Origin of the sequence: Micromonospora lupini, assembly GCF_026342015.1 — a bacterium.
Classification (GTDB): Bacteria; Actinomycetota; Actinomycetes; order Mycobacteriales; family Micromonosporaceae; genus Micromonospora; species Micromonospora lupini_B.
The window spans coordinates 1,654,715-1,667,455 of the sequence record NZ_JAPENL010000002.1 but is presented as its reverse complement, the minus strand read 5'-3'; the positions used below and the strand labels follow the sequence as shown (position 1 = coordinate 1,667,455).

The following is a 12,741-nucleotide window of genomic DNA, read 5'->3' as shown; positions in this document are numbered from 1 at the left end:
GTCACGCTCCGCCTGTGGGCAGGGAGATGGTGAACGTGCTGCCTCGGCCCGGCTCGCTGGCCAGCACCAGGGTGCCCCCGAGCAGAGTCACCAGCCGTCGGGCGTACGGCAGGCCGAGGCCGGTGCCGCCGACCCGGGTCGCGCCCGGCACCTGGTAGAACTCCTCGAAGATCCGATCGTGCAGCTCGGGCGCGATGCCCGGGCCGGTGTCGCTGACCTCGAAATTCCACCTGTCGTCGCGGCGCCGGACACGCAGCCGCACCTCGCCGCGCTCGGTGAACTTCAACCCGTTGTGCAGCAGGTTGCGCAGCACCTGGCCGAGCAGCACCTCGTCGGTGCGGAGCACGGCCGGCGCGGGCGGCTCCTCCACCACGAGTTCCACACCAGGCCGGGTGGCAAGCGCCCGCATGGTGCCGCGCAGTTGGCCGAAGACCGGGCGGAGATCCACGTCCGCCCAGTCCGGCTCGATACGGCCCGACTCGGCCTTGGCGAGATCCAGCAGTTCGTTGACCAGTCCGAGCAGGTCCTCCGCCGACGAGCGGATGAGGCCCACCTGGCGGGCCTGTTCGGCGGTGAGCGGGTCGGAGGAGGAGTCGGCGAGCAGACGCCCCAACCCGATGATCGCGGTGACCGGGGCGCGCAGCTCGTGGCTCACGTTGGCCAGGAAGCGGCTCTTCGACTCGCTCGCGGCGCGCAGTTGGGCCGACTTCTCGTCCAGCTCGGCGTAGAGGGCGACCACACCCCGGTTGGTCTCCTCCAGCTCCTCGGTGAGCTGGTTGTAGAGCGCCAGCACACCGCGGTTGGTCTCGGCCAGCTCGTCGTTCAGCACGGCCAGCTCGTCGCGCTGGCTGCGTACCTCGTCGAGTGCGGCGATGAGCTGGCCGTTCTGCACGGTCAGCTCGTCCAGCGCGCTTGCCGGCGCGGTGCGGCCGAGTTCCGCGCGGAACTCGGTCAGCCGCTCCGGGGTCGGCGTCGGCGCGTTGGCCGGGACTCTTCGGGACATCCGTACGACCGTAACCCCCTCGACGGTCGACACGCTCAGTGTGTCGACCAGTCGGGACACCGCACCCGACTGCGGCTCGTACCGGCCGTCGGGCAGCGGGGCCACCGGGGCCAGGTCGGCGCGGAGGTGGAACCGGCCGTCGGATCCCGCGTCGATGTGGAACGTGACGTCCGCGCCGCCGGTCATCCGCAGCAGGTCCCGGGCGACCTCGCTGAGCGCGGTGGCGATCCGGACCTGGTCCTGGTGTTCGAGGCCCACCACGCCCGCCACCTCGCGGCCGCGCTGGCGGATGACGAAGATGTCCTGCTCGACCCGCAGCGCCATCTGCAGCAGCGGCGGCGCGGCCGGCTCCGCGCTCATGCCCGGGACCTCGCGACCAGTACGCAGGCGTCGTCTCGGCGCAGCCCGGCGTCGCGCAGCAGGGTCGCCGCCATCACCAGCGGGGACCGTTCGGCGAGGCCCGGGTAGTCGGTCAACCGCCAGCGGTCGACCACGCCGTCACTGTGCATCACCAGCCGGGCGCCCGGCCCGAACGGGTAGTCGTAGCCGCGGACCGTCGGCCGCTGGTGCCCGGCGATGCCGGGCAGCGACACCAGCCCCCGGCGCTTACCGTCGCCCTCGACGATCACTCCGGAGATGTTGCCCAGCCCGGCGTAGTGCAGCACGCCGTCCGCCAGCTCGGCGACCGCGAGCGCGGCGCCGCGCGTGTGCGACATGCTCCGGTGCAGGTGACTGACCACCGCGGCCGGTGGGCTGGCCGGGGCGTCACGGAAGGCGGCGAGCGCCGCCTCGGTGGCGGCGGCGGCCAGCGGGCCGTGCCCCAGCCCGTCGCTGACGAGCACCTGGTGCCGGCCGTCGGCGAGCCGGACGGCGTACCCGTCGCCGCTTACCGTCTCGCCGGTGATCGGCCGGGTGAGGGCGCCGGCCCAGGACGGCTGGGCCGGTTGGGCCGGCCAGACCTGCACGGCGAGGACTGTGCCCCGGCCGGGCAGGGAGTACCCGTCGAACCAGTTCGCCTGGCGGACGATGGCGCCGAGGCCGATCCCGAGGGTGCCGGTGGTGGAGTGCCCGTCCCTGGACGACACGGTGAGGTCGGCCATCCCGGGCCCGGAGTCGATGGCCACCATCTCCACGCCGGCCTGCCCGGCGCGGCGGACCGGCCGGAGCAGCAGGACGCCGTTGTCGGCGTGCTTGACGAGGTTGCTCGTCAGTTCGGCGGCGACGATGGCCAGGTCGGCGATGCGCGACGCACCCATCTCGATCTGCTCACCGAGGCGTTCCGCGGCCCGCCGTACGGCGCTGGCGGCGCTGCTGGCCTCCACGCGGAACCAGATGCCACTGTCGGTGACCGCGTCCCCGTTCACCTGGACCACTTGGTGACCGTGATCCGCGTGCCGGTCTCCGCCGACGTCTCGATCTCGAACTCGTCGACAAGTCGGCGGGACCCGCTGAGGCCGAGGCCGAGGCCGCCTCCGGTGGTGTAGCCGTCGGTCAGGGCCATGTCGAGGTCGGCGATGCCGGGGCCCGAGTCGGCGAAGACGATCCGGACGCCCTTGCGACGGCCGTTGTCCACGGTCGTCACCTCCACGGTGCCGCCGCCGCCGTACACCAGGGTGTTGCGGGCCAGCTCGCTCGCCGCGGTGACCACCTTGGTCTGGTCGACGAGCGACAGCTTGACGGCGACCGCCACCGTGCGAACCAGTTGCCGGACGCGGACGACGTCCTCGTCGCTGCGGACCGACTGCGCCTGCGGCTGGCCCAGGTCGACGCCCGCGGTCACGGCCTGGCCGTCTCGGCGTCCGGATCGTCGTCGAGCTGGTAGTCGAGCTCGTCGCCGCGGGCCGCCGCGATCAGCTCCATGCCGCGCTCCACGTTCAGGGCGGTACGGATGCCGTTCAGCGACAGCCCCAGTTCGACAAGGGTGATGGCGACGGCGGGTCGCATGCCCACCACCACCGTCTCCGCGTCGAGGACTTTGGAGATCGACGCGATGGTGGAGAGCATCCGACCGACGAAGGAGTCGACGATGTCCAGCGCGGTGATGTCGATGATGACGCCGTGGCAGCCGGTGGCCACGATCCGCTCGGCGAGGTCCTCCTGGAGCTGGACCGCCGTCTGGTCGGACATGTCGAGCTGGATGGAGACGAGCAGGATGTCACCGATCTTGAGGATCGGCACGCGCTCCATCAGGCGTCCCGGCGTGGCTGGCGACGAGCGGTCTCCACCCCGTTGAGCCGCAGCACGTGGCGCAGCGCGTCGGCGAGGCTGGCCTTGGTGGCGATGTCACCGAACTCGATGCCGAGCGCCACGATGGTCTGCGCGATCTGCGGACGGATGCCGGAGATGATGCAGTCGGCGCCCATCAGCCGGGCGGCCACCACGGTCTTCAGGATGTGCTGGGCGACCTGGGTGTCCACCGCGGGGACGCCGGTGATGTCGATGATCGCGTACGGGGAGCCGGTGTCGACAAGGGTCTGCAGCAGCCGCTCCATGACCACCTGGGCGCGGGCCGAGTCCAGGGTGCCGACCAGCGGGACGGCGACCACGCCCTCCCAGAGCTTGACCACCGGGGTGGAGAGTTCGAGAAGCTGCTCGGCCTGGTCGGCGATCAGGCTCTCGCGGGTGCGTACGAAGCTCTCGAAGGTGAACAGGCCCAGCTCGTCGACCAGCTTGGAGAAGGCGACGTAGTCGTGCAGCGCGTTCGCGCCGCCGGCCTCCCGCACGAGTTCGGCCAGCACGTCCTTGAGCGCGAAGATGCTGATCGTCGTCTCGGTTGCGGAGAAGCCCTGCCGGGCCCTGCCCCGGGACAGCTCGGAGAGTGCGGCCCGCAGCTCGCCGGCGCTCTCGGCGGACAGGTCGATGGCGCCCTGCTCGCCGGTGCCGACGATGGCCCGGTGCAGGTCCTCGACCTGCCGGCGCAGCTCGGCGTGGCTCAGCCGGCCTCGCAGCGAACCGGCAACGATGTCGGTCCACCGCTGCGTGACCTTCTCGGCGTGCCCACTCAGCAGCGCGGCGAGCCGACCACTTTCCTCGGCGTTCAACGCCATCGTGAAACCCCCCTCGACCTGGACCGGCCGGACTCTATCACCGGGATCTGCGCAACTACTTGCTCCGTAGCAACGGAATGACGATGGCCACCGGATGCCGGCTCCCGTTCTGCGTGGGACCACGGTCGTGGGATACCGTTCCCCCGATAACAGGAGGTCTGGCGAATGTCCCTGACGGTGCACACGGAACAACGCGGCGACGTGGTCGTCGTGTCGGTCGCGGGCGAACTGGACATGGCAACCGCACCGCAGTTGCAGGACCAGATCACCGACCTGCTCGACAAGGGCCGTAACCGGCTGGTGTTCGACCTGGCGGACGTCTCGTTCTGCGACTCGACCGGGCTGTCGGTGTTCGTTCGCGCCAAGAACAGCTGTGACGAGGCCGGCGGTGTGGTGCGGCTGGCCGCTCCGCAGCGCGGGGTGCTGCGCATCCTCGAGGTGAGCGGGCTCGTCGAGGTGCTGCACACCTATCCGACTGTGGACGAGGCCGTCGCCGGCGAACCGACTCCGGCGTCCTCCTGACCGCTGTCGTGCCCTACTCGTCCTCGACGTAGCGGGGACGGGCGATCGCCATGCCCGCAGCCGTCTGCACGACAAGTGCGGCAAGCAGGAACCCGATCGGCGCCGTCCACCCGCCGGTGATCTCGTAGAGGATGCCGACCATCAGCGGGCCGAGGGCGGCGATCACGTACCCGGTGCTCTGCGCGAACGCGGAGAGCGCGACGGTCCCCTCGGCGGTGCGCGCGCGCAGACCGATCGTGGTGAGGATCATCGGGAACGCGCCCTGCCCGAGCGCCAGCAGGGCCACCCAGAGCAGTGCGGCGCCGTGCGGAGCGAACGCCAGCCCCAGGTAGGCCAGCGCCGAGGCGGCGGTCAGGCCGAGCACCAGCGGGCGCAGGGTGGCGAGCCGGCCGGCGAGGGTGGGCATCAGCAGCGCGATCGGCACGCCGAGCGCGGTCACCCCGGCGAGCAGCAGCCCGGCCGACTCCGGCCGGTAGCCGGCGTCGCGGAAGAGCTGGGCCAGCCAGCCCATGATCGCGTACCCGCTGAGCGACTGCGCCCCGAAGTAGACCGCCATGGCCCAGCCCAGCCGGGTCCGCGCAGGCCGGACCCGCGTCGGCGCGGCGACGGCCGCCGTCGGGGTCGCGCGCCGCGCGCCCGCCCGGGTCCGCAGCGCCAGCGGCACCCACGGGAGTACGGCCACCGCGGCCAGCACCGCCCAGACGCCCAGTCCGGCCCGCCAGGAGCCGAAGGCGTGCGCGATAGGCACCGCGCTTGCCGCCGCCACCGTCGTGCCCAGAGTCAACGCCATGGTGTACGCCCCGGTGACGAGGCCGGTCCGATGGCCGAAGTGCTGCTTGACAAGCATCGGCAGCAGGATGTTGGCGACCGCGATGCCGGCCAGGGCCAGCGCGCTGGTGAGCACGAAGATCCAGGCCGAGTCGGTCACCGCCCGGAGCACCTGACCGGCGGCCAGGGCGAGCATGGCGACCACCAGCACCCGGGCCGGCGCGACCCGGCGGACCAGCCACGGGGTGAGCGCGCCGAGGCCGGCGAACGCGATCGTCGGCAGGGTGGTGACCAGACCGGCCATGACGCCGGAGAGCCCCAGACCGTCGCGGATCTCGTCGAGCAGCGCGCCGAGGCTGGTGACTGCGGTGCGCAGGTTGAGCGCGACAAGCAGCATCCCGACCAGCACGAGCGCGCCACCGGTCGCCGGGTGCGTACGCCGGCCCCCGGGGTCGCGCGTCGGGCGGGTGTCGACGGCGGCGGAAGCGGGCGGGGCCGGAGCGGCGACGGGTGGCGGGGTCATGACCTCTAACCTACAATCATGGGATGAATTTTGGGCCGGTGATGTAACCAGTGCCACCGTCGGTCGATTCCCCCTCCGCACCGCCGGCGCCGCCCCGCGGCCAGCCCGCCGTGCCGCCTCGCGGCCACCGCGTCCGGCAGACGATCGAGCAGCTCCGGGCCCGGATCCTGGGCGGCGAGTGGCCGGTCGGCGGGCGCATCCCCACCGAGCCACAACTCGTCGCCGCGCTGGGCGTCGGGCGCAACACGGTCCGCGAGGCGGTCCGCGCCCTCGTGCACGCCGGGGTGCTTGAGTGCCGGCAGGGCTCCGGCACGTACGTGGTGTCCACCGACGAACTGGCGCCGGTGGTGGCCCGCCGACTGGGCGACGACCGGATGACCGAGGTCATCGAGGTGCGGCGCGCGTTCGAGGTGGAGGCCGCCCGACTCGCCGCGCTGAGGCGTACACCTGCCGACCTGGCGGCGCTCGACGGCGCGCTCGCCGACCGCGAGGCGGCCTGGCTCGGCGGCCTGGTCGACGCGTTCGTCGAGGCCGACGCGGCGCTGCACGTCGCGGTGGTCGCCGCCGCGCACAACGCCATGCTCGCCGAGCTGTACGCCTCGGTCGGCACGGCCCTGCGCAGCACAGTCGCCCAGGCGATGGGCAGCGCGCTCACGCCTGAGCGCTACGTCGACCACACCCGACTGGTCGAGGCGATCCGGGCCGGCGACCCGAGCCGGGCGGCGATCGAAGCCGGCGCTTTTCTGGAGCCCACCGGCGGGGCATAGGTTGTCCGCGACGGAAAACGGACACCTCGGGAGTACGGATGCTCAAGGGCTTCAAAGATTTCATCATGCGCGGCAACGTCGTCGACCTGGCGGTCGGTGTCGTCATCGGCGCCGCGTTCACCGGCGTGGTCACCCAGCTCACCAAGTCGTTTCTCGAACCGCTAGTCCGGGTGATCATCGTGTTGATCACCGGAAACAAGAACGGCCTCACCGGCTCAGTCCCCACGTTCCGAGAGATCCCGTTCGACTGGGTGGCGTTCGTCAACGCGGTGATCACCTTCCTGCTGACCGCGATGGCGCTCTACTTCCTGGTCGTCTACCCGATGAACCGGCTGGCCGAGCGGCGCAAGCGGGGCGAGGAGCCGCCGCCCTCGGCGCCGAGCGAGGAGGTCAAGCTGCTCACCGAGATCCGGGACGCGCTCGTCTCCGCCGGCCACACCACCCCCGGCCAGCAGCGCGGGGCGCTTGACGACGTGCTGGGCCGTCGCACCGACCCGCCGATGCAGCGCTGACCCGAACGGATGCACATCGGCCCCTGCGGGATTCCCGCAGGGGCCGCACTTTCTCGTACGTGTGTTCGATAGAGTCCCGCCATGGAGCAGCGGAAGCACTGGTGGAACGGGAAATGGGGGCGACTCGCCCGACGGGATGTCTTCCTGCGGGTGGACGCCGACCGGTGGCATGTCGAGCAGCGAGCCGGCGGCGCCGAGGGCATTTCCCGGTTCTACGAGTACGGCAGTGCGGACGAGGCCGAGGAGACGGTCCGGGCGCTGCTCGACGGCACGGACACCTGGCGGGAGTTGTCGCCGCGCCCACCGGGCAGCTGGACGCTCCCGAACAACTGAGCGGGCGGCCCGACCGGCCGGCGGCGGGCTGAGCGGGCAGGCTGGCGGCTGACCGGCGGGCTGGCGAGCGGGGCGGCGGCGGGCGGCGGGCCGGCTGGCTGGCGGGCTGGCGGGCGGCGGCGGGCGGCGGGCTGGCGGGCCGGCGGGCCGGCGGCGGCGGGCGGCGGGCGGGCCGGCGGGCGGGCCGGCTGGCGGGCGGGCGGCGGCTGGCGGGCGGGCGGCGGGCGGCGGGCTGGCTGGCGGGCTGGTGGGGCGGCGGGCGGCGGCGGGCAGGCCGGCTGGCTGGCGGGCGGGCGGCGGGCTGGCTGGCGGGCTGGCGGCGGCGGGCAGGCCGGCCGACTGGCGGCGGGCGGCGTGCGGGCGGGCGGGCCGGCGTGCGGGCGGGGCGGGCCTCCGGCGGGGCGCTGACGGCGTTTAGTGGCGTGCCGCCCCGGGAACCGCTGAGGGATGGACCAGCAGGACGAGCAGCAGGCGACCATCTCGCGGATCACCACCGGGATGCCGGTGATCGACTCAGCCGGCACCACGGTCGGGACCGTGGACCTCGTCCAGCGGGGCGACCCCAACGCGGTGACCGTGCAGACACCGAGCGCCGACCCGGGCAGCAGCCTGGACGAGTTGATCGAGGCGACGGCGGTCGAGGAGCCGGACGTGCCAGCCGACCTGGCGGCGCGGCTGCTGCACACCGGCTACCTGAAGGTGTCCACCGAGCTGACCCCCACCGGCGCGGTCTACGTACCGGCCGACCGAATCGGGTCGGTGGCCGACGGCCGGGTCCTCCTGGCCGTGGGCGTGGCCGACCTGCCGCCCGAGGAGTAGCCCCGTCGGTCCCGTCGCCCTGATCGACTCGGGTTCAAGGAAGCCGCGGTATCCCAGCGGACCGGGCCCCCGCCTTCCTTGAAGGCGAGTGGATCAATGCGGGTGGACGCGCCCAGACGAGAGACGCGTACCGTCGCGGGGTGTCCCTGGTGCCACCGCAGCCGGAACTGACCGACGCCGTTGTCCGGCTCCGGCCGTGGGGGATGGCTGACCTCGACAGCGTTCGGCAGGCTGCGGCGGATCGGCGGATCACCGAAGCCACCACCGTGCCGGTTCGGTTCACCGAGGAGGCCGGCCGTGCGTTCGTACGCCGGCAGTGGAGTCGGACCACCGACGGTGCCGGCCTCTCGCTGGCGATCGTCGACGCGGACACCGACGTCGCAGTCGGTTCGGTCACCTTGCTGCTGCGGCCCCAGTCGGGTGTGGCCGGTCTTGGCTACTGGCTGACCCCAATCGGACGGGGACGGGGCTTGGCCAGCAGGGCGGCGCGGCTGCTCACGGAGTGGGCGCTGGAGACCGCCGGCCTAGCCCGGGTGGAGGCGTGGGTCGAGCCGGACAACCTGGCGTCCCGGCGGGTACTCGCGGCGGCCGACTTCGTCGAGGAGGGCGTGTTGAGGAGCTTCCTGGCCTTCCCGAATCGTCGGGCGGACGCCGTGGTGCTGGCCCGGGTCGCGGAGAGCGAACAGCGGAGATCGACACGAGATCAGTGATGTTGCGGTGTCCGGTCGGCGGGGATGGCACCACTTCCCTGATCTGGTGTTGATCTCGACGGCGACGGCGACGGCGACGGCGACGGCGCGGCGGGCGGCGCGGGTCGGCGGCGGTGGAAGAGCAGCAGCATCAGGCAGCCGGCGACCAGTCCCCAGAACGCGCCGCCCACGCCGATCAGCGTCACCCCGGAGGCGGTCACCACGAAGGTGACCACTGCGGCCTCCCTGGTCGCCGGGTCGGTCACCGCCGCCGCGAGCGCGGTGGCGAGCGCGCCCAGCAGTGCCAGCCCGGCGACCGCCTCGATGAGGATCGGCGGCGCGACAGCGACCAGCGCGGTCGCCACGCCGGCGCCCAGCCCGAGCAGCGCCAGCCCGACGCCGGCGGTGACCGAGGCGACCCATCGGCGCTCCGGCTCCGGGTGTGCGTCGGGGCCGGCGGCCAACGCTGCGGTGATCGCCGCGAGGTTCACGGCGTGCCCGCCGGCCGGGGCGGCCAGCAGGCTGGCCAGGCCGGTGGCCCGCAGCGCCGCTCCGAACGGCGGCCGGTAGCCGTAGCCGACAAGCACCGCCATGCCTGGCACGTTCTGCGCCGCCATCGTGACCAGGAACAGCGGGAGGGCGAGCCCGACCAGCGCGGACGCGTTCCAGGCGGGCGTCGTCAGGGTGACCGACGGGGTCAGGGTGGCACCGCTCAACCCGGCCGGCGGCGCGGTCAGCGCGATCGCCACCACCGCCACCAGCAGTGCGCCGGGCACCGCCCAGCGGCGGGCGAACCGGTGCAGCAGGAGCCAGCCGACCACCACCGGGCCGGCCACCCTGGGCAACTCGACGAGCGCGCGGACCGGGGCGGTGCACAGGGGCAGCAGCACACCGGCGAGCATCGCGCCGGCCACCGGCTTGGGGATCGCGGCCACCGCCCGACCCAGCGGCGGGAAGAGGCCGGCCGCGACGATAAGCGCCCCGGAGACGAGGAAGGCGCCCACCGCGACGGGCCAACCGCCAGTCGGCGGCCCGGTCGCCACCAGCAGCGCCGCGCCGGGCGTCGACCAGGCCACGCTCATCGGGATCCGGTGCCGCCAGCCCAGCCAGGCGGCGGCGAGCCCGCACGCCACGCAGAGGGCCAGCAGGCCGGAGGCCGCCTGCGCGTCCGACGCGCCCACCGCACGGAGCCCGGCCAGCACGACTGTGAACGAGCTGGCGAAGCCGACAAGCGCGGTCACGACGCCGGCCAGCACCGGTTGCGCCCGTCCCGCCATCCCGACCTCCTCAAAGCGTTCCGTTTACGGAACGACCACATGTAGCACGATAGCCGGGTGCCGCACCCACCACCAGCCCGCCGTCCGGGCCTCGACGTGGATCCCGCCGTCGTCGGCCGGCGGGTCCGTGCCCTGCGGGAGGAGCGGGGCATCTCGTTGTCCACGCTGGCGCGGCTCGCCGGCGTCGGAAAGGCCACCCTCTCCGGCCTGGAGAACGGCACCCGCAACCCCACCCTGGAGACGCTCTGGGCGGTCACCGCGCAGCTCGGCGTGCCGTTCACCGCACTGCTTGCCGAACCGACGGCCGAGCCCACCGTGCACGGCACCGCGGTCACCGCCACCCTGCTGGAGGTGTTCGACGACACCGACGCGACCTACGAGCTGTACCGGATGCACGTCGCGCCCGGCATCGTGCAGATCTCCCCCGCCCATCAACCGGGTGTCACCGAACACATCACCGTCTTCGGCGGCGTGCTGCGGGCCGGCCCGGCCGACGCGCCGCTGACCGCCCCGGCCGGCGGTCACCTCCGCTGGACCTCCGACGTGCCGCACAGCTACGCGGCGGTGGGCGACGACGAGGTCGCCGCGACCCTGCTGTTGCGCTACCCGCGCGGCTGAGCCCGCCTCAGTCCACCGGAGCGGGCACCGGCAGCCGGTGTCGGACCGCCCAGAGCGCCACCTCGGTACGCGACACCGAGCCGGTCTTGCGCAGCAGGTTCGACACGTGCACAGTGACCGTACGCACCGAGATGCCCAGTGCCTTCGCCACCTGCTTGTTGGACATCCCGGCGACCAGGCAGCCCAGCACCTCGACCTCGCGGGCGGTCAACTCGGGGTCAAGCGGCACGTCGACGATCGGATCGGCCACCGACGCCGGAGCGGGCGCCGCGGTCGGCTGACGCGGTTGACGCGGGCCGGGCAGCCGCCGCAGCAACGCCTCCGGCCCCTCCCCCGCGTGTGCGGCAAGCAGTTCGGTGAGCGCGTACGGGTTGCCGCCGGTGCACCGCCAGAGGGAGGTCACCAGCCGGCCGGACGGGGTGCTGCCCGCGTACACCTGGGTCAGCACCTCGGCGACCTCGGCCGGGCGCAGCGGGCCGAGGTGTTGACGGACGGCGCCGCGGACGCCGCTGAGGCGGGCCAGCGCGCGACGGGTGAGGTCCGGCGCCACCGAGTCGGCCGGCGGTCGGCTCGCCACCACGAGCAGAGCCGGCAGGTCGGCGACGGTGGCCAGCTCTCCGACCAGGTTGACGCTGGCCGGGTCGAGGGCGTGCAGGTCGTCCACGACAAGCACCGCCGGGCCGGCGCCGACGAGCAGCTGGACGGTCCGCACGGCGAGGCGGAGCAGGGTGCCCGGCGCGTACCGCTCGCGGGGCGCGGTGGGCTGCTGGGCCAACCAGGCCAGCGCGTCCGACGGGAGACCGAGTCGGCTGGTGTCCCGACCGGTGAGCACCGCCGCCAGCCAGTCGTACGGGGCTGGGCCGTGCACCCGGGCCGCGCCGGAGAGGACCAGCTCGGGACGCGGCGTGAGGGCGTCCACAGCGGCCGCGACCAGCAGACTCTTGCCCACTCCCGCCGCACCGGTGACCACCGCGACGGCGGGCGCCGAGCGGCGTACGGCCGCCACGGCGGACCACGCCCGGTCGAGCTCGGCGAGCTCGCCGGCGCGTCCGACCATGGACACCGGCATCATTTCTCAACCCTACGCAGTAGTGCGTAGAGACGGAGGCAGGGTGTTCTTGGCAAGCTGGCACCATGACGCTGATCCTCCGCTCGGTCATCCTCAACGACATCGGCCTGGTTCGCACCAACAACGAGGACTCCGCCCTCGCCGGTGACCGCCTGATCGCCGTCGCCGACGGCATGGGCGGGCTGCCCGCGGGCGAGGTGGCGAGCGAGATCGTGATCCGGATCCTGGACGAGCTGGCCCCGCCCACCGACCCGGACGGGGCCGCCGACGCGCTCCGTGCCGTGGTCAGCACCGCCAACCAGCGCATCCACGCCGCGATCACCGTCGACCCGGCCCGCGAGGGGATGGGCACCACGCTCACCGCCGCGCTGCTGGCCGGGGAGACGCTGGTGCTGGCCCAGGTCGGCGACTCCCGCTGCTACCTGCTGCGCGACGGGGAGCTGACCCAGCTCACCCGGGACGACACGTTCGTCCAGGCGCTCGTCGACCAGGGCACGCTCTCCCCCGAGCAGGCCCGGCACCACCCGCAGCGGTCCCTGGTGACGCGGGCCGTGCAGGGCGCCGACACCCCACCGGCCGTCGGCGTGCTCACAGTGGTCCCCGGCGACCGGCTGCTGCTGTGCAGCGACGGGCTCTCCGACTACGTCGAGGACGACGCGATCGCGGCGGCGCTGGGCATGTACGCCGACCGTCAGCAGTGTGGCGAGCAGTTGGTGAAGCTCGCCCACCACGCCGGCGCGCCGGACAACGTCACTGTCGTCGTCTCCGACGTCACGACCCGCTGACCCGCACGG

16 protein-coding genes are annotated in these 12,741 nt (G+C 73.4%); 8 read left to right on the top strand and 8 right to left on the bottom strand.

All coding sequences use genetic code 11. The features are described 5' to 3' along the window. Position 1: 1 nt before the first annotated feature. The 5 genes from OOJ91_RS22620 to OOJ91_RS22600 are packed head-to-tail and all read right to left on the bottom strand — an operon-like array spanning position 2 to position 4,050. Complete coding sequence (locus OOJ91_RS22620) at positions 2–1,363, bottom strand: sensor histidine kinase (protein WP_266247970.1); 1,362 nt, start codon at positions 1,361–1,363, stop codon at positions 2–4. Further along, positions 1,360–2,367: a SpoIIE family protein phosphatase gene (locus tag OOJ91_RS22615; protein WP_266249806.1), complete on the bottom strand. Its 1,008-nt coding sequence runs from the start codon at positions 2,365–2,367 to the stop codon at positions 1,360–1,362. Before OOJ91_RS22615 ends, OOJ91_RS22620 begins: the two co-directional genes overlap by 4 nt. Next, a complete protein-coding gene (locus tag OOJ91_RS22610) occupies positions 2,364–2,783 on the bottom strand; it encodes an ATP-binding protein (protein WP_007454469.1) in 420 nt (139 codons plus the stop codon). The genes OOJ91_RS22615 and OOJ91_RS22610 overlap by 4 nt, the downstream gene beginning before the upstream one ends. Continuing rightward, positions 2,780–3,190: an STAS domain-containing protein gene (locus OOJ91_RS22605; protein ID WP_266247969.1), complete on the bottom strand. Its 411-nt coding sequence runs from the start codon at positions 3,188–3,190 to the stop codon at positions 2,780–2,782. Before OOJ91_RS22605 ends, OOJ91_RS22610 begins: the two co-directional genes overlap by 4 nt. Continuing rightward, complete coding sequence (locus tag OOJ91_RS22600; protein WP_266247968.1) at positions 3,190–4,050, bottom strand: STAS domain-containing protein; 861 nt, start codon at positions 4,048–4,050, stop codon at positions 3,190–3,192. Before OOJ91_RS22600 ends, OOJ91_RS22605 begins: the two co-directional genes overlap by 1 nt. Before the next feature lie 165 nt (positions 4,051–4,215). Here OOJ91_RS22600 and OOJ91_RS22595 point away from each other — a divergent pair, with 165 nt between their 5' ends. Further along, on the top strand, positions 4,216–4,572 hold the full coding sequence (locus tag OOJ91_RS22595) for an STAS domain-containing protein (RefSeq protein WP_007454464.1): 357 nt from the start codon (positions 4,216–4,218) through the stop codon (positions 4,570–4,572). A gap of 13 nt (positions 4,573–4,585) precedes the next feature. Here OOJ91_RS22595 and OOJ91_RS22590 read toward each other — a convergent pair whose 3' ends face one another. Beyond that, complete coding sequence (locus OOJ91_RS22590) at positions 4,586–5,863, bottom strand: MFS transporter (RefSeq protein ID WP_266247965.1); 1,278 nt, start codon at positions 5,861–5,863, stop codon at positions 4,586–4,588. A 50-nt stretch (positions 5,864–5,913) separates the two neighbouring features. On the opposite strand from OOJ91_RS22590, the gene OOJ91_RS22585 reads away from it, so the two are divergent. From OOJ91_RS22585 to OOJ91_RS22565, 5 genes are all read left to right on the top strand, one after another. Then, positions 5,914–6,630, top strand: coding sequence for a FadR/GntR family transcriptional regulator (locus OOJ91_RS22585; protein ID WP_439117095.1), 717 nt, complete (start codon positions 5,914–5,916; stop codon positions 6,628–6,630). A 38-nt stretch (positions 6,631–6,668) separates the two neighbouring features. After that, the gene (gene mscL, locus OOJ91_RS22580) at positions 6,669–7,142 is read left to right on the top strand and encodes a large conductance mechanosensitive channel protein MscL (protein ID WP_007454458.1); all 474 of its coding nucleotides are present in this window, start codon (positions 6,669–6,671) and stop codon (positions 7,140–7,142) included. Positions 7,143–7,223: 81 nt separating this feature from the next. Then, positions 7,224–7,475 (top strand): hypothetical protein, encoded by a 252-nt coding sequence (locus OOJ91_RS22575; protein WP_007454456.1) that lies wholly within the window; start codon positions 7,224–7,226, stop codon positions 7,473–7,475. 447 nt (positions 7,476–7,922) lie between these two features. After that, a complete protein-coding gene (locus tag OOJ91_RS22570) occupies positions 7,923–8,294 on the top strand; it encodes a hypothetical protein (RefSeq protein WP_266247963.1) in 372 nt (123 codons plus the stop codon). Positions 8,295–8,434: 140 nt separating this feature from the next. Continuing rightward, on the top strand, positions 8,435–9,004 hold the full coding sequence (locus OOJ91_RS22565; protein ID WP_266247962.1) for a GNAT family N-acetyltransferase: 570 nt from the start codon (positions 8,435–8,437) through the stop codon (positions 9,002–9,004). Here OOJ91_RS22565 and OOJ91_RS22560 read toward each other — a convergent pair. Beyond that, positions 8,998–10,260 (bottom strand): benzoate/H(+) symporter BenE family transporter, encoded by a 1,263-nt coding sequence (locus OOJ91_RS22560; RefSeq protein WP_266247961.1) that lies wholly within the window; start codon positions 10,258–10,260, stop codon positions 8,998–9,000. The genes OOJ91_RS22565 and OOJ91_RS22560 overlap by 7 nt on opposite strands. 57 nt (positions 10,261–10,317) lie before the next feature. Between OOJ91_RS22560 and OOJ91_RS22555 the strand changes: the two genes are divergently transcribed. Then, positions 10,318–10,878, top strand: a complete 561-nt coding sequence (locus OOJ91_RS22555) for an XRE family transcriptional regulator (RefSeq protein WP_266247960.1) — start codon at positions 10,318–10,320, stop codon at positions 10,876–10,878. Between the two features lie 7 nt (positions 10,879–10,885). On the opposite strand, the gene OOJ91_RS22550 is transcribed toward OOJ91_RS22555, so the two are convergent. Beyond that, complete coding sequence (locus OOJ91_RS22550; RefSeq protein ID WP_266247958.1) at positions 10,886–11,950, bottom strand: helix-turn-helix transcriptional regulator; 1,065 nt, start codon at positions 11,948–11,950, stop codon at positions 10,886–10,888. A gap of 62 nt (positions 11,951–12,012) precedes the next feature. Between OOJ91_RS22550 and OOJ91_RS22545 the strand changes: the two genes are divergently transcribed. Beyond that, positions 12,013–12,732: a PP2C family protein-serine/threonine phosphatase gene (locus OOJ91_RS22545; protein WP_266247956.1), complete on the top strand. Its 720-nt coding sequence runs from the start codon at positions 12,013–12,015 to the stop codon at positions 12,730–12,732. Positions 12,733–12,741 lie beyond the last annotated feature (9 nt).